This window comes from Dyella terrae (genome assembly GCF_004322705.1).
GTDB classification, from domain to species: Bacteria; Pseudomonadota; Gammaproteobacteria; order Xanthomonadales; family Rhodanobacteraceae; genus Dyella_D; species Dyella_D terrae.
This window is the reverse complement of sequence record NZ_SIZZ01000003.1, coordinates 238,794-257,004: the sequence shown is the minus strand read 5'-3', so window position 1 is coordinate 257,004 and position 18,211 is coordinate 238,794. Positions and strand designations below refer to the sequence as shown.

The following is an 18,211-nucleotide window of genomic DNA, read 5'->3' as shown; positions in this document are numbered from 1 at the left end:
GCATCCGCTTTCTCCGCTGACGCCTCGGCGACGGCGGCCCCTGCCACCTCGACTGCCGCGACGATGGAAGCGATCACGGAAACCCCGTTTGCCCTGACTCCCCCGCACAACCCGGGCCAGATGCGCGTCAAGAAGCGCAATGGCGGCCAGGAAGTGGTGGATGTGAACAAGATCGTCCGCGCGGTCACCCGCTGCGGCGAAGGCCTGCACGCGGTCGATCCGCTGCGCGTGGCCCTGAAGACGATCGGCGGCCTGTACGACGGCGCCACCACGCGCGAGCTGGACGAACTGTCGATCCGCACCGCCGCGGCGCTGACGGCCGAAGAACCCGAATACGGCCAGCTGGCGGCACGCCTGCTCAGCGCCTATGTCGACAAGGAAGTAAGCAACCAGGAAATTCAGAGCTTCTCGCAGTCGATCGCGCGCGGCGCCGAACTGGGCATCCTCAACGACCGCCTGCGCGACTTCGTGTCCACCAATGCGCGCAAGCTCAACGACGCCATCGATCCGCTGGCCAGCCGTCGCTTTGAATACTTCGGCCTGCGCACGGTGTACGACCGCTACCTGCTGCGTCACCCGCAACAGCGCAAGGTCATCGAGACCCCGCAGTACTTCTTCATGCGCATCGCCTGCGCCCTGGGCGGCAACGAGATCGGCGAAACGCTGGAGCTGTATCGCCTGCTCTCCTCGCTGGAGTACATCGCCAGCTCGCCGACCCTGTTCAATGCCGGCACCGCGCATGAGCAGCTCAGCTCCTGCTTCCTGCTCGACTCGCCCACCGATTCGCTCGAATCCATCTACGAGAAGTACGGCGACGTCGCCAAGCTCAGCAAGTTCGCCGGCGGCATCGGTCTGGCCTACTCGCGCGTGCGTTCGCGCGGCTCGCTGATCAAGGGCACCAACGGTCACTCCAACGGCCTGGTGCCGTGGCTGAAGACGCTCGACGCGTCGGTCGCCGCGGTGAACCAGGGCGGCAAGCGCAAGGGCGCTGCCTGCGTGTACCTGGAGCCGTGGCACGCGGACATCGAGGAATTCCTCGAGCTGCGCGACAACACCGGTGACGAAGCCCGCCGCACGCACAACCTCAACCTGGCCAACTGGATCCCCGACGAATTCATGCGTCGCGTGGAATCGGATGGCGACTGGTCGCTGTTCGATCCCAAGATCGTGCCGCACTTCGTCGACAGCTGGGGCGAGACCTTCGAGCGCGCCTATCACGAGGCGGAAGCCGCCGGCCTGGCCTCCAAGAAGGTCAAGGCGCGCGAACTCTACGCCCGCATGCTGCGCACGCTGGCGCAGACCGGCAACGGCTGGATGACGTTCAAGGATCGCTCCAACGCCACCAGCAACCAGACGGCCAAGCCGGAAAACGTCATCCACCTGTCGAACCTGTGCACCGAAATCCTGGAAGTCACCAATGCCGACGAGACGGCGGTGTGCAACCTGGGCTCCGTGAACCTTTCGCGCCACGTGGTCGACGGTGCCTTCGATTTCGAGAAGCTCGCCGCCACCGTGCGTACGGCCGTGCGCCAGCTCGATCGCGTGATCGACCTGAACTTCTATCCGATCGACACCGCCAAGACCGCCAACAGCAAGTGGCGTCCGGTCGGCCTCGGCGTGATGGGCCTGCAGGACGTGTTCTTCAAGCTGCGCCTGCCGTTCGACTCGGCCGAAGCCCTGGCCTTGTCCACGCGCATCGCCGAAGAGATCTACTTCAATGCGCTGACCATGTCGTGCGAGCTGGCCGAACAACAGGGTGCGCACCCGGGCTTTGCCGAGAGCCGCGCGGCCAACGGTGAGCTGCAGTTCGACTACTGGAAGCAGGCCACGCCGCACGACCAGGCCCGTTGGGACGCGCTGCGCGAGCAGATCAAGACCCACGGCCTGCGCAACTCGCTGCTGATCGCCATCGCACCGACGGCCACCATCGCGTCGATCGCCGGCTGCTACGAGTGCATCGAGCCGATGGTCAGCAACCTGTTCAAGCGTGAAACGCTGTCGGGTGACTTCCTGGTGGTGAACCGCTACCTGGTCGAAGAGCTCAAGACGCTCGGCCTGTGGACCCCGGAAGTGCGCGACGCCATCAAGCTGGCCGAAGGTTCGATTCAGGGCATCGCCTCCGTGCCGGAGCGCCTGCGCACGATCTACCGCACGGTGTGGGAACTGCCGCAGAAGGCGCTGATCGACCTGGGCGCCGCGCGCGGTGCGTACATCGACCAGAGCCAGTCGCTGAACCTGTTCATGGAAAACCCGAACATCGGTCAGTTGAGCTCCATGTACATGTACGCGTGGAAGTCGGGCATCAAGACGACGTACTACCTGCGCTCGCGTCCGGCGACCAAGATCGCCAAGACCACGGTGTCGGCAGCGCCTGTCACCAAGGCCGCCCCGGTCGAAGAGCAGGAACAGGCCAACGCCGCGGTGTTCTGCTCGCTGGAAAACCCGGAGTACTGCGAGGCCTGCCAGTAAGGCCAGGGTGATGAAGCCCTACCGGAATCTCAGCGGGAGATCCGGCGTGGCCAGTTACGAATCTGGTGAGGGCTTCATCCGCGTCCGCTTCATGAAAGACGGACTGTACGAGTACACCGACGCAACACCCGGGCGCCTGCATGTGAGGAACATGCGGGCGCTCGCCGAGGCAGGCATCGGCCTGTCCACCTATATCAGCCGCTTCGTGCGCGATCGCTACGCGCGCAAGCTCGATTGAGCAGTACGCTCGAAGGAACGTTCATGGCACATATTCTTGATCCCGGTTTCGAACTCACCCTGCGCCCGATGCGCTACCCCGAGTTCTACGAGATGTATCGCAACGCGATCAAGAACACCTGGACGGTGGAAGAAGTCGATTTCTCGCTGGACGTGACCGACCTCAAGTCGAAGATGTCCGAAGCCGACCGCCACCTGATCCATCGCCTCGTGGCCTTCTTCGCCACCGGCGACACCATCGTGGCCAACAACCTGGTGCTCAACCTGTACCAGCACATCAATGCGCCCGAAGCGCGCATGTACCTCTCGCGCCAGTTGTTCGAGGAAGCGCTGCATGTGCAGTTCTACCTCACCCTGCTCGACACCTACATCCCCGATCCGAGCGAGCGCAACAAGGCGTTCTCGGCGATCGAGAACATCCCGTCGATCCGTCAGAAGGGCGAGTTCTGCTTCAAGTGGATCGACTCGGTGCAGAACCTGCATCGCCTGGAAACGCGCGAACAGCGTCGCCAGTTCCTGCTCAACCTGATCTGTTTCGCTGCGTGCATTGAGGGCCTGTTCTTCTTCGCCGCGTTCGCCTACGTGTACTTCCTGCGTTCGCGCGGCCTGCTGCACGGCCTGGCCTCGGGCACCAACTGGGTGTTCCGCGACGAGAGCTGCCACATGGCCTTCGCTTTCGACGTGGTGCGCACCGTGCGCGCGGAAGAGCCGGATCTGTTCGACGAGGAGATGCGCGCACAGATCGAGGAGATGCTCGAGGACGCCATCGCCTGCGAAACCCAGTTCGCCGAGGACGTGCTGTCCGGCGGCGTCGCTGGCCTGTCGGTGAAGGACATGCGCCAGTACCTGGAGTACTGCGCCGACCAGCGTCTGGTCCAGCTCGACTTGCCCAAGAAGTACGGCTCGAAGAACCCCTTCGACTTCATGGACCTGCAGGACGTCCAGGAAGTGACCAACTTCTTTGAACGCCGCGTGTCGGCCTACCAGGTGGGCGTGGAAGGCGACGTCGCCTTCGACATGGCGTTCTAAGCGCCCTCCCGGGCAAAACCCTCCAGGGCGCGCAGCTTCGGCTTCGCGCCCTTTTTCATGCCCGGTGGCAAGAACCTGCGCGCCGTCACGCCATGACTTCTGTCACGGTTCCCCCAGCGGCCCGCCTGCCCGACACTCGAAGGACAACTCTCGGGGGAGATACCTATGCGTTTACATCCGCTGGCCAACGGCTTCAGTGCCGCCCTGGCCTGTTTTGGCCTTTCATTGCTCGTTGCCAACCCGATCGCCGCCCAACAGCGCGATCCGCAGGCCGAGATGATTGCCAAGCGCAATGCCATCGAGAAGGAACTCGAGCAGATCGCGGTCGTCGACCGCAAAGTCATGGTCAAGATGCGCGACGGCAAGCGCATGGCCACCGACATCTATCGCCCGAAGGGCTCGGCGAAGGTGCCGGTGATCTTTTCGCGCACGCCTTACAACTTCAATTACTGGGATGTGAAGCTCGGCGCGCCGCGCGACATGTCCCGCGCGCTGGATGCGGTGAAGCACGGCTACGCCTACGTTGAAATGCAGGAGCGCGGCCATTTCTTCTCTGAAGGCAACTACGACATCCTCGGCATGCCGCTGAGCGATGGCAGCGATGCGCTGAAGTGGCTGTCCACGCAGCCGTGGTCGAATGGCAAGGTCGGTACTACCGGCTGCTCCTCGACCGCCGAATGGCAGCTCGCCGTCGCCGCGCAGGACGATCCGGGCCTGACCACCTTCAACGTGCAGGGCTTTGGCGCCGGCGTTGGCCGCGTGGGCCCGTACTTCGAACAGGGCAACTGGTACCGCGGCGGCGCCGTGCAGATGCTCTTCATCTCCTGGATCTACGACTACGGCATCCAGAACCAGGTGCGTCCGCTCATCGCCAACGCGACGCAGGAAGAACTGATCAATGCCTCGCGCTTCTACGATCTCAACCCTCAGATGCCGCCGGTCGACTGGAACAAGCAGTTCTGGCATTTGCCGCTGAAGGACATGATCCGTTCCGTCGGTGGCCCGCCGGGCATCTTCGATACCAAGATGCCGGTCGCCTCGGGCGGCAACATGGTCGCGCGCGCGCCCAATGATCCGGCCTGGTACAAGGGCGGCCTGTGGCACGACAACATGAAGATCAGCAAGCCGGGTCTTTGGTACATGAGCTGGTTCGATGTGTCGGTCTCGCCGAACCTCGCTGCGTACAACGAAGTGCGTCGCACGGCGCCGAAGGCCATTGCCGACCAGCAGTACGCCGTCATTGCACCGGCCTTGCATTGCGCTTACACACGCGCCAGCGAGCACACCATGATCGGTGATCTCGACATGGGCGACGCACGCTTCGATGCAAGCGCACTCCAGTACGGCTGGTTCGATCACTACCTGAAGGGCGAAGACAGCCCCGTGCTGAAGAAGCAGCCCAAGGTGATGTACTACGTGATGGGCGCGAACCGCTGGAAGCAGTCCGAGACGTGGCCGCCGGTCGGCGCCGTCACGCGCGAGCTGTTCTTTACCAGTGACGGCCAGGCCAACACCCTGTACGGCAACGGCAAGCTGGTCGCCTCGGCGCCGGATGCGGACAAGGCCGACCAGTACGTGTATGACCCGATGAACCCGGTCACCACGCTTGGCGGTGGCGGTTGCTGCATGGGTTCGGCGGTGAAGTTCGGCTCCTACGACCAGCGTCCGCAGGAAACGCGCAACGACATCCTGGTTTACGACTCCGAGCCGTTCAAGGAAGGCGTGGAAGTCAGCGGCCCGATCACCGTGTCGTTGTACGTTTCGTCGAGCGCGAAGGACACCGACTTCACCTTCAAGGTGATCGACGTCTATCCGGACGGCACCGCCTACAACATCACCGAAAACATCCAGCGCATGCGTTACCGCAACGGCTACGACAAGCCGCTGGCGTGGATGAAGCCCGGTGAAGTCACCAAGGTGACGTTCCAGCCGATCGACACGAGCTACTACTTCAAGCCCGGCCACAAGCTGCGCATTGACGTGTCGAGCAGCAACTTCCCGCGCTTCGACCGCAACCTCAACACCGGCGGCAACAACTACGACGAAGACAAGGGCGTGATCGCGCACAACGCGGTGCATCACGGCAGCCAGTATCCGTCGAAGGTGACCTACACGGTGGTGCCCGGAACGGAGCCGGTAGCGGACGACAAGGGCACGAACCCGTCCAACTGACCGCAACGCGGGACGATGACGAAGGCGGGGCCGGCAGTCGGCCCCGCTTTTTTTGCGTGATGCCTTGACAGCTTCCAGGGCCTCCCCTAGAAGTGTCGGCACCGCGCGCAAGGCGCGGCATGTCCGGGGGGACACCATGGATTGCAAGTCGCAGGGACGCGGTACGAGCGCGGGTTCGATGGCACGTGCGCGGCGCAAGGCGCCGTCACCCGGTACGCATTGATGTCGCGCGAAAGCACTTCGCATGCACGTGCTTGAACCGGCGCGGTTCTCATCATGGCCGGCGGGACATTCACCTCATCGGCTGCCTGGATAGCGATATCAACGGCAAGCGCCTTTTCACCCGCACCCTGGCTCCCTTCAAGTCGCACGACGACGAAGATTCGCTGACCTGCGCGGTGCAGCGCGCCATCACCGATCACCCTGGGCGATGCAACGCGGCCGTCCGACGCACACGATTGCCGCCCGATCCAATCAGTAACGAAGCTTTTTTCCAAACGAAGGGGGATTCAATGAAGCAACATCTTGTGGCGCTGCTGGCGCTGGCTTGTGCAGGCTGTAGTCCGGTGGTCACCAGGGTCAACGTGCCCGACATGGACAAATCCGCATCACTCCATGTGAGTGACATGCGTGTACCGACGGAAAAGCAGGACAAGATCTTCAGCCTGCTCATCACCAGCAAGGAATACGGCGTCATGCGCGTTGGCGATGCGCGCCTTTCGCCGTCGGCGGTGCGTTTGCTGCAGCACGAAGCGTTCAAAAAGCTGGGCGCGGACGGCAAGCCGCACGACGTGACGGTTTATCACTTCGTCATCTACCAGAACATGCGTGCCCAGTTGCGTGCCGGTGCGATCGGGGCGGGTTTCGGTGGCGTCATCGGCGCCTCCGTGGCCAACGCCATGGCCAACCACGATGCAACGGCCCAGACGCACATCGTCGACGAGATGGCGTTCAACAGTGTCACCGACGAGTATCTGCGCGGCACGTACAGCCCCGCGGAAAATCCCGACAAAGGATCGGTATTCATCGTCTACGTCGATACGGAAATCGACGGCAAGAAGGTGTTCACGCGAACGCTGACCACCATGAAGGCACAGCCCAATCACGACGCCCTGACGGACGCTGTCGAACTGGCCATTGCCAATCACCTGAGCCAGTACGGCGTGGCGAAAGACGCCAGCACATCAATGCAGGGGCATGATGGGTCGCAGTCGCCGTCTGCGGATCGCATGGCGGGCGCCAGTCCCTGACAGGGGGGCGCACGAGCATCCGCCCTCTCCGTTTTCCGGGAGGGGGCGGACCGGCACCCAGGCTCACGGCAGGCAACATCGCGCGCGCCGAACTGGCCGCGTGACTTCCGACACCCCCGCCCTCCCGGCCTATTGACTACATCTGTAGTCAGGTCTACCGTGCCTACAACTGTAGTCACGGAGTGACCCGTCATGTCCAAGCCGTCCATTGGCGACCAGGAGCTCGCGCTCCTCAACTACCTGGCCGAGCACGAGCCTGCCTCCGTAGGCGAAGTCGCCGCGGGCTTTGGCGAGTCGCGCGGGTTGGCCCGTTCGACCGTGCTCACCATGATGGAGCGCCTGCGCAGCAAGGGTTACCTCAAGCGCAAGCAGGCCGATGGCCTCTTCCGCTACAGCACTTCGGCCGGCCCAGGCGAGGTGATGCGCCAGGCGGTCGGCCAGTTCGTCGAGAAGACCCTCTCCGGGTCGGTATCGCCCTTCGTGGCATGGATGTCGGAGAAGGCCGAGGTCAGCGACAACGAGCTGGCCCAGCTCGAAGCCCTCGTCAGCCAGCTGCAGTCGCGCCGCAAGGAGGGCTGACATGGACAGCTTCCAGGAATTTGCCCAGCTGTTGCTGATGCGCCTGGTGTGGACGTCCATCCAGGCGGCCCTGTTAATCGGTGTCCTGTGGCTTGCCTGCCGCCTGCTGCCCCGGCTCGCACCGGCGGTGCGATGCATGATGTGGTGGCTGGTGGCGGCGCAGTTGCTGGTGGGACTCACTTTCGGCACGGCGATCGAGTTACCGCTGCTTGCGCCGGTTGAAACGCCGGTCGCACCAAACACGTCGTATATGTCCGCGGCGCCGGCGAGCTTCGACGTAACCACCGCCACGCCAAGCGCCCCCGTCTCGGCGATGCCGCTGGCCTCGACCACCCACGTGGCCATCGTCGCCGATGACAACACGCCCTGGCCGTGGCCGAGCTACCTGGTGCTGGCGTGGTCGCTGGTGATCCTCTGGCAAGCCCTGCTCGCCCTGCGCGAGTGGCGCGAAACACGTGACGTCGTGCGCCACGCCACACCCATGCAGGACACCGGGCTACGCACGCTGTGCGAAACGCAGTCCCGCGACCTGGGTTTGCGCCGTTGCCCGGAACTGCGCGTCTCCGACGCCATCGTCTCGCCGCAAGTCACCGGCCTGCTTCGTCCCATCGTGCTGATGCCGACCGAACACACCCTCGCGCACGACGACGCGGCGATGGCACTGGCGCACGAACTGGCCCACGTACGTCGCGGCGACTTGTGGCTGGGCTGGATTCCCGCTCTGGCGCAGCGCGCGTTTTTCTTCCATCCGATGGTGCGCTGGGCGATGCATGAATACGCCTTCCACCGTGAAGCAGCCTGCGATGCGCAAGTGATGCGCCAGCCGCAGGCACATCCCCAGGAATATGGACGACTGCTGCTACGCCTCGGCGTGGCCTTCCCGGTACCGACCGGACTGGCAGGCGCGTCGCCCACCTTCGACAATCTCAAAAGGCGCCTGATCATGTTGCAGCAGTCCGTGAACGAAACCACGCCGCGTGCGTGGAGCTGGGGCCTGGTCGCGCTGATCGCGCTGCTCGGCGTGCTGCCTTACCGCGTCACGGCACGCGGCATGGATATGAACACCAGCAATGCGCAGACGCAGGAACAGGCGAGCGGTCAGTCGCAGGACGAATCCGGTGCACAGAGTACGGCGAATGATCAGGCGTCGACGCCACGTCCGGCCGTCGCGGCAACGAACGCGAAAACAGCCGCCGCGCCAACGACGGCCGTCAAGGCCTCCACGGCCATCAACGCCAGGACAATGACTGACGCCAAGGCTGCGGCCCCGGTGGCCTCGCCCCGCGCCGCGTCGATGGCGTCGATGGCCACGCCGGCGCCGATGGCGTCCCCGACACCCATGCCCACGCCGGCACCGATGGCTACCCCGGCCCCGACGCGCTCCCGCCTCGTCTCCATGGTGGGCCTGCCGTCACCGCCGCCCGCCCCACCGGCCCCGCCCGCTCCGCCGGCACCGCCGACACCGCCACCCCACGCTGATGCCGTGTTGCCGGCGCCACCCGCACCGCCGCCGGCACCCGCCGCGCCACCTGCGCCGCCGTCGTTCAAGTTCGGCCGCACCCGCCACGTCCACTCCGATGTTCACTCCGACGCGGAAACCGGCTTCGCGCTGATGAATGGCGACACCATGATCTTCAACGGCACCGAACGCGATCTGCGCGCCGCGTCGAAGCTGCAGGACGCCGATCGCCATCCGCTGCTGTGGTTCCGCGATGGGGACAAGGCCTACGTCATTCGCGACCGTGCCCTGATCGAACGCGCCAACACGATCTATGCCCCCGTCAATCAGCTGGCCAACCAGCAGGGTGAACTCGCAGGTCGCCAGGGTGAACTGGCCGGCGAACAGGGTGGATTGGCCGCGCAGGCAGGCTCGCTGGCTGGCCGCTCGGCTTCGCTGGCCGGTCGCAAGGCCTCGATGGCGGCACGCCGCATGAGCGATAGCGACAGCGAACAGGCCCGCACGGACGCCGCACGCAAGGCCATCGACATGGAGCAGGCCCAGATCGACAAGGCGATGTCCGAGATCGATCGCCAGCAGGCGGTGCTGAGCAAGCGACAGGCCTTGCTGTCGAGCCAGCAAGCCGATATGTCGAGCCAGCAGTCGATCCTCGGCAAGAAGGTCGAGACCGAAATGACGGCGCTGCTGAACGACGCCATCGCCAAGGGCCAGGCGACGCCGACGAACTGAACGGGTCGTCAGTCCATGATGCCAGCGCGGCCCACCATGGGCCGCGCTTTTTTTATGCGTTTGGATGGCCAAAAAAAAACCCCGCCGTTTCCGGCGGGGCCATGCCATGCGAAGCGACAGGCATTCGCCCATCAGTCCTTCGGCATCTTCAACTCGTATTCCTTCGGCGGCGTGCCACCCATCAGGTTCGTCACGAAGTAATCCCAGCGCTTGCGCGTCATGTACAAGCTGGCAGCGCCGTAGCCGTGGCGGGCATTGGGGATCAGCAGCAGATCGAAGTCCTTGTTGGCCTTGATCAGCGCGTCGACCACCAGCAGCGTCTGGTACGGCGGGACGTTGTCATCCATGGTGCCGTGCGCCAGCAGCAGGTGACCCTTGAGCTTGTCCGCGAACTTCTGGTTGGCCTGGTCTTCGTAGTTGCTCTTGCCGTCCTTGTCCTTGACCTCCAGGCCCATCCACTTCTCGGCCCAGTCGTCTTCGTAGTTGCGGTTGTCGTGGTTACCGCTTTCGGCGATGCCGACCTTGAAGAAGTCCGGATACTGGAACAGCGCACCCACGGTGGCGTTGCCGCCGCCCGAATGGCCCCAGATGCCGACGCGATCCAGATCGATGAAGCTGTGCTTCTGGCCCAGCTCCTTCAGACCGGCGACCTGGTCAGGCAGCGTGTTATCGATGATGTTGCCGAAGTACGCATCGTGGAACGCCTTCGAGCGCCACGGCGTGCCCATGCCGTCGATGGCGACGACGATGAAGCCCAGCTCAGCCAGTGCCTGGTGATCGCCACGTGCCGGGGTGAAGCTGCGCGTGCCGACGGAACCGGTCTGCGGACCCGGGTACACGTAGTCGACGATCGGATACTTCTTCTTCGGATCGAAGTTGGTCGGCTTGAACATCAGGCCGTACAAATCCGTCTTGCCATCGCGGCCCTTCACCGTGAACGGCTCCGGTGCCTTCCAGCCGGTGGCGACGAGGCGCGAAATATCGGCCTTGGCGATCTGCGCAACCGTCTTGCCGTCGTCGCTGGAGCGCAGCACCGTGGTCGACGGCTGCGTCGGCGTCGAATACGCGTCGACGAAGTGCTTGCCATCGGGCGACATCGAGATCGTGTGATCGGCCGCTTCGGGCGTCAGCAGGGTCGGCGCACCGCCGTCGAGGCTGACCTTCCAGTACTGCTGGTAATACGGATTGACGCCATCGGTACGACCCACGCCGCGGAACCACAGCGTGCGCGCCTTGGTATCGACGTTGAGCACTTCGGTGACATTGCCGTCGCCGGTGGTGATGGCGTGCTTCAACTTGCCGGTGGTCAGGTCGTAGAGGTACAGGTTGCCCCAGTTGTTGCGCTCGCTGAACCAGATCGCCTCGTTGGTTTCCGGCAGATAGCTCCAGTTGACCTTGCCATTGCCACTTTCGTAGTACGTGGCGACCTTTTCGTCGAACACGGTGCGCACCGCGCCGGTCTTGGCATCGGCGATGCGGAACCAGGCCTGCTTGTGGTCGCGCGACGACGACACGAAAGCCAGCGTCTTGCCGTCGTTGGCCCACTGCACGTCGTCCCAGCCGCCGTTGCGGCCGCAGCTGACGTCATCGCACAACGTGGAACGGTGCTGGTCCGGCTCCATCTTCAGGCGCACGACCTTCTTCGACGGCACGTCGATGATGACGCGCTCGATCATGGTGACGTTCTCGTCGCCCACCAGCGGATACTTCCACTTCTCGAGCTTGGGATGGCCGACGTTGGTGGAGACCAGGTACATCTCGCCGGTCTTGCGCTGGTCCTGCTGGAACGTGGCGATCTGCTTCGAATCGGGCGACCACACCAGGATGGCGCTGTCAGTGTGCTTCCAGCCGGCGTTGTCGGTGGCGTAACCGAAATCCTCGATGCCGTCGGTGGTCAGCTGTGCTTCCTTGCCGGTGGCCACGTCGCGCGTCCACAGGTTCCAGTTGCGGATGAAGGCTTCGGTCTTCTTGTCCGGCGACAGCACGCCCGGCTCGTCGCCGCCCTTGGCGTTGGGATCCTTCGCCTTGGCGCCCTTGCCGGCGACGCACACGCCGTCGGCCTTCAGGTCGCACAGGTAGTGCTTGCCGCGCAGGTTGATGTCCAGACCGCCATCAGCGGTGCGGCTGAAATCCATCAGACCCAGCTTCATGGCGTCTACAGGCTTGCCGACCACCTTGGTCAGCGCAGCGGCAAGCTTCGTCTGGTCGAAGGCCGGCTCGACCTTGCCGCTGGCGTCCATCACCTTGTAGTGATCGCCCTGCGCATCGTGGTCGCGATACCAGAAATGGGTGTCGTCCAGCCAGGTCACCGCACCGACCGCATGGTCAACCAGCGGCACCGTGCTGTAGCTGATCATTTTTTCGGCACGGGCGTAGTCCGCCGTGGTCAGTGTCTTCGTCGTCGAGGCCGGCGCCGCGACCACACCGGCCGAAAGACCGCTCAATACCAGCGCGCCCCACAGGCGCGACCTGTCCATCTTCAAACCCATATTCTTGATTCCCCTCGGAAAAGGCGACACCGTGAGTGGCCCGCCATGGCCTTGCTTATCCAAACCCCCTGATCGTAGTCCGGAGGTCATGCCCCGACCCCTGCCAGAAGTCCTTGTCGTGACAGATGCCCCCGCACCCCGGGAAAAGCAGGCGCGCGAGGCACCGGCCATGACGCATTGCGAAAAATCCTCGGCGCCGACCTTTCTCCCTGGTGGCGGCCGGGTATGAAACTGACTCCGGCGACTTCAACAGAACCGAGAAGCGCATGGGACGTGTCTGATTGTTAGCGGCGTCTACTCCGGTGACTTCGCATTTCACTAGGACGCTTGCACGGCATCGACGAGCCGCGCGAACGAATGACGCCGCGCTCCGTGCGCGCCTGTCACGGCACCCCTTGCGATGCAAGACCTTGCATGACGGGCATGCTTCGCGTTCACGCGCGCGAAGCCAGTCGCGCGGACACCCGGATGAGCGTGTTCCATGCACAAGCGCGATGCATCGTGAGTCCGGTCGATCATCACCTTTCCACCGATGAAAAGTTCATGAAACATCAGGAGCAACGCGACGTACAGGCGGGATACTTCCGGCAACGCAAACGCGCGTATCGCTTATCGAGACAGCTCCATGAAGACGCTTCTGATCGAAGACGACCTGCAATTTGGCAATGGCATACGCATCGCGCTCACCGACCAGGGCGTGGATGTCATCTGGGTTAGGCGGCTCGAAGAAGCCATCCACATGCTCGAGACGGAGTACTGCGATGTCGTCCTCCTGGATCTCGGCCTCCCTGACGGCGATGGCATGTCGTTGCTTGAGCGACTCAGGCGCGAGCGCGAACAGCGCCTGCCCGTCCTGATCCTCAGCGCGCGCGATGGCCTCAACGATCGCCTGCGCGGATTCGATCATGGCGCCGACGACTACCTCGTGAAGCCCTTCGCCCTGGCGGAACTGGTGTCGCGTGTCCGCGCCATTGTCCGGCGCAGTTACGGCTCTGACGGTGACCATCTGGTGCTGCGCGAACTCACCCTGCATGAGCCAAGCCGGCGCGTCAGCGTCAAGGGAAGGCCCGTGGCGTTGTCGCGCTGCGAGTTCGACCTGCTTGCCTTGCTGCTCAAGCGCGCCGACCGCGTGATGACACGGCGACAGCTCGAGCAGCACGCACTCCCCGGTGGGATTTCAGGCGACAGCAACGCACTGGACGTGCATATCGCCAAGCTGCGCCGGAAGATCGGCGGCGGATACATCCGCACCGTGCGCGGCGTGGGCTTCGTGATCGACCGGGCCGCGTGGGCCGACCGTCCCTCCTGATGCGATGGCCCTCGCTTTTTCGTCGCTGGCTCGCACCGTCACTGGTACGACGCATGCTGGTGGCACAGGCGCTCGTGGTGAGCCTGATGCTGGCGGCGGTCGCGTCGACCATTGCCATCACGTCGACCGACGACAGCGACTATTTGCGTGACGAAGGTCGTTACCGCGCGATCATGCAGGCGGTCGAAAACCTGGCGGCTGATCGCCACCCGTACGAAGTGCTGAGCGCCATCGATCGCGCCTTCGTCTCGCTGCCCCCACTCGTGGCCGACGGCCCCATCGCCGAAGGCTTCATCGTGCGCCGGCGCGGGACGCTGTTGTACAGCTCGACCCGCATTCCCGATGGCATCAGCAACTCCGCGCCGGATACCGTCCAGGCGATCACCATCGCCGACGGCGCGACTTATCACGCACTGACCCGCCAGAGCGAGCGCTCGGACCTCGAAGTGACCTATGTAGTGCGCTATCACCGCATGTTTTGGCTGATCATGCTGTACGAGCTTGGCGTAGTGCCCTTGCTGGTCTTCCTGCCGCTGCTGGTGCTCGCCGGGTGGCTCTCCGTGCACCTGGCGTTTCGTCCGTGGCGACGGATTTCGCGTGAGATCGCCCAACGCAATTTCTCCCATCTCGCGCCACTGCCGCTGTCACCCAGGCACCGTGAACTTCGCCCGATGCTGAAGGCCGTAAATGCACTGCTGGCGCGCATGGCCGCCACGTTCGAGCGCGAGCGCAGCTTTATTGCCGATGCCGCGCACGAGTTGCGCACGCCCCTGGCCGCGTTGCGCGTGAACATCGAGGCGATGGATTCCTGCCGCCAGGGGCCACGGCGGGATGACCTGATGCAGAACCTGCTGCTGGGGATGCATCGCATCCAGCGGCTGGTGGACCAGTTGCTCAAGCTCATGCGCAGCGAATCGCACGTCAATGGCCATGTCACGCAACCCATCGACGTCCATGAACTGCTGCAGGAGCGCCTCGCGATGCTCGATGCGCTGGCCAGCGTAAGCCAGGTGGATCTGATCCTCGACGGCGAAGGTAACCAGGTGATCGACGGCGAACGTGAAAGCCTGGTCTCGATGTTCGACAACCTGATCGAGAACGCCATCAAATACAGTCCGGTCGGGGGCGCCATCGCGGTGACGGTGGCTGACGATGCCGGTGAAGTCTGCATTCGCATCGTGGATCAGGGACCGGGCATCGCCGACGAGGTGCGCGAGCGCGTGTTCGACCGTTTCTTTCGCGCCCCGGACCAGTCGCAGACCGGCAGCGGCCTGGGCCTCTCCATCGTACGCTCAGCCGTCGAGCGACACGGTGGCAGCATCGGACTGGCCAACGCCCTGCCGCACGGACTGGCCGTCACCCTGCGTTTCACGCGCGCTCGCCCCGGCTCGATTAAAATGGAGGGATGAGCACTCCTGAACACTCCCCGCTCGGCAAGACCACGGTCTACGCCGATCGCTACGACCCCTCCCTGCTGTTCCCGATTCCCCGCACGGCCAAGCGCGAAGAAATCGGCGTGGGCGACAACCTGCCCTTCCACGGCGTTGATGTCTGGAACGCCTACGAGCTGTCGTGGCTCGATGCACGCGGCAAGCCGCGCGTGGCGCTGGCGGAATTCCGCGTCCCGGCGACCTCGCCCAACATCATCGAATCGAAGTCGTTCAAGCTGTATCTCAATGGCTTTTCGCAGGAGCGCATCGCTGACGAGCGCACGCTGGCCGATACGCTGACGCGCGACCTTTCGGCTGCCGCCGGTGCACCGATCGAGGTCGTCCTGAGCGGCCCGGATGCCGACGGACGCGTGTTCACCGATCTGGCAGGCGAATCGATCGACGGACTCGACGTGGCGATTGATGACTACGGCCCACCCAAGGCATCGCACCTTGCCCTGGCAGCGGAGGCCGACGTCGTGGACGAGGCACTCGTGTCTAACTTGCTGCGCTCCAACTGCCCGGTGACGGGCCAGCCGGACTGGGGTTCGGTACAGATCCGCTATCGCGGACCGCGCATGGATCGCGCCGGCTTGTTGCGCTACCTGGTGTCGTTCCGCAATCACAATGAATTTCACGAGCAGTGCGCAGAGCGCATTTTCGTCGATGTCATGGCGCAATGCGCGCCGGTTTACCTGAGCGTTTATGCGCGTTACACGCGTCGGGGCGGCCTGGATATCAACCCGTTCCGCAGCACGGACGCGACCGATGCGCCCGGCAATCCCCGCGGCACGCGTCAGTAGCCATCACGATGGCGCGTGCCTGGATGTGAAGCGCGCGTATGGGCCGGGCGGTAACCGGAGCTTCATGCGCACGGGACTAGGCTGCTCTGCCTGTGGGCCGCACCACGGGGGTGCAGGCCCCTCGGTTTTCGCCCAAGGAGGCCACCATGAAGCCCTCGAAGCTCCACATCGTCCTGTGCAGCGCCACGTTCGCAGGCGTCATCGTGCTCAGCGCCTGCGGCAAGCAGCAAGACCAGTCGCAAGAAGCCACGCCGCCCGCGGCCAGCACGGCACCCGTCGCGCCGGCAGCCGCGCCGCCAGCGCCGGCACCAGCCAGCACGTCCGCAACCATGCCGCCGCCGGCGAGCACGACCAGCATGCCGGCCCACTCAGGCACGACGTCGTCACTTAAACCCGAATCGCTGAAAGTCACCGACGTGAAACTCGGCAACAAAGTCGCCGGCGAAGACGGCGTCAGCGAAGCACGCAACCACTTCGCTCCGAACGATCCTACGATCTACGCCAGCGTAACCACGCACGGCCAGACCGAAGGCGCCACGCTCAGTGCCGCCTGGAGCTACCTGGAAGGCAAGTCGCAGCAGATCACCCAGACCGACCAGCAGTTCAGGGCCAGTGGCCCGGCCGTCACCACGTTCGAGGTCCGCAACCCCAACCTGTGGCCCGCGGGCAAATACCAGGTCGTGATCTCGCTCAATGGCAAACCGGTATCCACGCAACCGTTCGAAGTATCCAAAAGCTGAGCCCTGACTCGCCGCATAAGAGCGCCGTCGCAGCCATGCGGCGGCGTTTTTTTATGCGCGGCCTACCTCCATCGGCCATACGACCACCTGCCGCACGGTCTAGGGGCAAGCTGGCCTCGCTTTGCTAGCCTTTCGCGGCCGATGCGAAGGACCGCCAACCGCCTGTGCGGTAACGCCTTCGGCCTTCCGGGACCGCCCAGCCCCGGACGTTTCATGCCAGGACAGGGGGCCCTATGCGGCAACTGGAAGACACCAAGCTCGCCATCATCGGCCTCGGCTACGTAGGTCTTCCTTTGGCCGTGGAGTTTGGCAAGCGCTATGACACGGTCGGCTTCGACATCAATGCCACCCGCATCGCGGAACTGCGCGAAGGGCGCGATAACACGCTGGAAGTCAGCGCCGGCGAGCTTGCCGACGCCGCGCAACTGCGCTTCAGTGCCATGCTTGATGACCTGCGCGACCGCAACGTTTTCATCGTCACGGTTCCCACGCCGATCGATTCAGCCAAGCGCCCTGACCTGACGCCGCTCGTGCGCGCCAGCGAAACCCTGGCCAAGGTGCTCAAGCGTGGCGACATCGTGGTGTACGAATCCACGGTGTATCCCGGCTGCACCGAAGAAGTCTGCGTGCCGATCCTCGAGCGCGGCTCGGGCCTGGTGTTCAATCGCGACTTCCATGCCGGCTACAGCCCCGAGCGCATCAATCCGGGCGACAAGCAGCACCGCGTCACCAGCATTCTCAAGGTGACCTCGGGCTCGACGCCGGAGACGGCAGAATTCATCGATCGGCTTTATGGCTCGATCATCATCGCGGGCACGCACAAGGCGAGCTCCATCAAGGTCGCCGAAGCAGCCAAGGTCATCGAGAACACGCAGCGCGATCTCAACATCGCCCTGGTCAATGATCTGGCCATCCTGTTCAACAAGCTCGGCATCGACACGCTCGAAGTCCTCCAGGCGGCGGGCACCAAGTGGAATTTCCTGCCGTTTCGTCCCGGACTGGTCGGCGGCCACTGCATCAGCGTCGACCCGTACTACCTCACGCACAAGGCGCAGGAGGTCGGCCATCATCCCGACGTCATCCTCGCCGGCCGTCGCACCAATGACGGCATGGGGCCGTACATCGCCAGCGAAGTCATCCGGCTCATGGTGCGCAAGGGCATCAATCCGGTGCACGCGAAGGTATTGCTGCTTGGCCTCGCCTTCAAAGAGAACTGCCCGGACCTGCGCAATACGCGCGTCGTCGACATTCTCCACGCGCTGCGTAGCTACAACGCCGAAGTCGACATCCACGACCCCTGGGTCAACGCCGACGAAGCGCACCACGAGTATGGCATTCACCCGGTCGCCCAGCCGCAGGGAGGCGCCTACGACGCGGTGATCGTGGCGGTCGGCCATCATCAGTTCGTCGCGCTGGGCGCCGCGGGAATTCGCGCGTTTGGCAAACCGGAAGCCGTGGTCTACGACGTGAAATATGTCCTGCCGCGCGCCGACGTGGACGGGCGACTCTGAGAGCC

General features: G+C 64.1%; 13 protein-coding genes. 12 read left to right on the top strand and 1 reads right to left on the bottom strand.

What is annotated here, in order from left to right; all coding sequences use genetic code 11:
• Window positions 1-63: 63 nt before the first annotated feature.
• The 7 genes from EYV96_RS16560 to EYV96_RS18975 all read left to right on the top strand — a co-directional run bounded on the left by EYV96_RS16560 (window position 64) and on the right by EYV96_RS18975 (window position 9,924).
• Window positions 64-2,469 carry a ribonucleoside-diphosphate reductase subunit alpha gene (locus tag EYV96_RS16560; RefSeq protein WP_131152858.1) on the top strand — a complete coding sequence of 802 codons (2,406 nt, stop codon included), beginning with the start codon at window positions 64-66 and terminating at the stop codon, window positions 2,467-2,469.
• Between the two features lie 46 nt (window positions 2,470-2,515).
• Window positions 2,516-2,707: a hypothetical protein gene (locus EYV96_RS16555; protein ID WP_240732634.1), complete on the top strand. Its 192-nt coding sequence runs from the start codon at window positions 2,516-2,518 to the stop codon at window positions 2,705-2,707.
• 23 nt (window positions 2,708-2,730) lie between these two features.
• The gene (locus EYV96_RS16550) at window positions 2,731-3,735 is read left to right on the top strand and encodes a ribonucleotide-diphosphate reductase subunit beta (protein WP_131152676.1); all 1,005 of its coding nucleotides are present in this window, start codon (window positions 2,731-2,733) and stop codon (window positions 3,733-3,735) included.
• Window positions 3,736-3,900: 165 nt separating this feature from the next.
• Complete coding sequence (locus tag EYV96_RS16545; RefSeq protein ID WP_131152675.1) at window positions 3,901-5,907, top strand: CocE/NonD family hydrolase; 2,007 nt, start codon at window positions 3,901-3,903, stop codon at window positions 5,905-5,907.
• 512 nt (window positions 5,908-6,419) lie between these two features.
• Entirely contained in the window at window positions 6,420-7,157 is a 738-nt protein-coding gene (locus EYV96_RS16540) for a hypothetical protein (RefSeq protein ID WP_131152674.1), read from the top strand.
• 192 nt (window positions 7,158-7,349) lie between these two features.
• Window positions 7,350-7,736, top strand: coding sequence for a BlaI/MecI/CopY family transcriptional regulator (locus tag EYV96_RS16535; RefSeq protein WP_131152673.1), 387 nt, complete (start codon window positions 7,350-7,352; stop codon window positions 7,734-7,736).
• 1 nt (window position 7,737) lies between these two features.
• Window positions 7,738-9,924 (top strand): M56 family metallopeptidase, encoded by a 2,187-nt coding sequence (locus tag EYV96_RS18975; protein WP_240732633.1) that lies wholly within the window; start codon window positions 7,738-7,740, stop codon window positions 9,922-9,924.
• Window positions 9,925-10,055: 131 nt separating this feature from the next.
• Here EYV96_RS18975 and EYV96_RS16525 read toward each other — a convergent pair whose 3' ends face one another.
• Window positions 10,056-12,413, bottom strand: coding sequence for a S9 family peptidase (locus tag EYV96_RS16525; RefSeq protein WP_131152672.1), 2,358 nt, complete (start codon window positions 12,411-12,413; stop codon window positions 10,056-10,058).
• Window positions 12,414-13,038: 625 nt separating this feature from the next.
• Here EYV96_RS16525 and EYV96_RS16520 point away from each other — a divergent pair.
• The 5 genes from EYV96_RS16520 to tviB all read left to right on the top strand — a co-directional run bounded on the left by EYV96_RS16520 (window position 13,039) and on the right by tviB (window position 18,206).
• The gene (locus EYV96_RS16520; RefSeq protein WP_131152671.1) at window positions 13,039-13,722 is read left to right on the top strand and encodes a response regulator; all 684 of its coding nucleotides are present in this window, start codon (window positions 13,039-13,041) and stop codon (window positions 13,720-13,722) included.
• Entirely contained in the window at window positions 13,722-15,131 is a 1,410-nt protein-coding gene (locus tag EYV96_RS16515) for a sensor histidine kinase (protein ID WP_131152670.1), read from the top strand. The genes EYV96_RS16520 and EYV96_RS16515 overlap by 1 nt, the downstream gene beginning before the upstream one ends.
• On the top strand, window positions 15,128-15,955 hold the full coding sequence (queF, locus tag EYV96_RS16510; protein ID WP_131152669.1) for an NADPH-dependent 7-cyano-7-deazaguanine reductase QueF: 828 nt from the start codon (window positions 15,128-15,130) through the stop codon (window positions 15,953-15,955). Before EYV96_RS16515 ends, queF begins: the two co-directional genes overlap by 4 nt.
• Window positions 15,956-16,101: 146 nt before the next feature.
• Window positions 16,102-16,695 (top strand): hypothetical protein, encoded by a 594-nt coding sequence (locus tag EYV96_RS16505; RefSeq protein WP_131152668.1) that lies wholly within the window; start codon window positions 16,102-16,104, stop codon window positions 16,693-16,695.
• 233 nt (window positions 16,696-16,928) lie between these two features.
• Window positions 16,929-18,206, top strand: a complete 1,278-nt coding sequence (gene tviB / locus EYV96_RS16500) for a Vi polysaccharide biosynthesis UDP-N-acetylglucosamine C-6 dehydrogenase TviB (RefSeq protein WP_131152667.1) — start codon at window positions 16,929-16,931, stop codon at window positions 18,204-18,206.
• The last annotated feature ends 5 nt before the right edge of the window (window positions 18,207-18,211 follow it).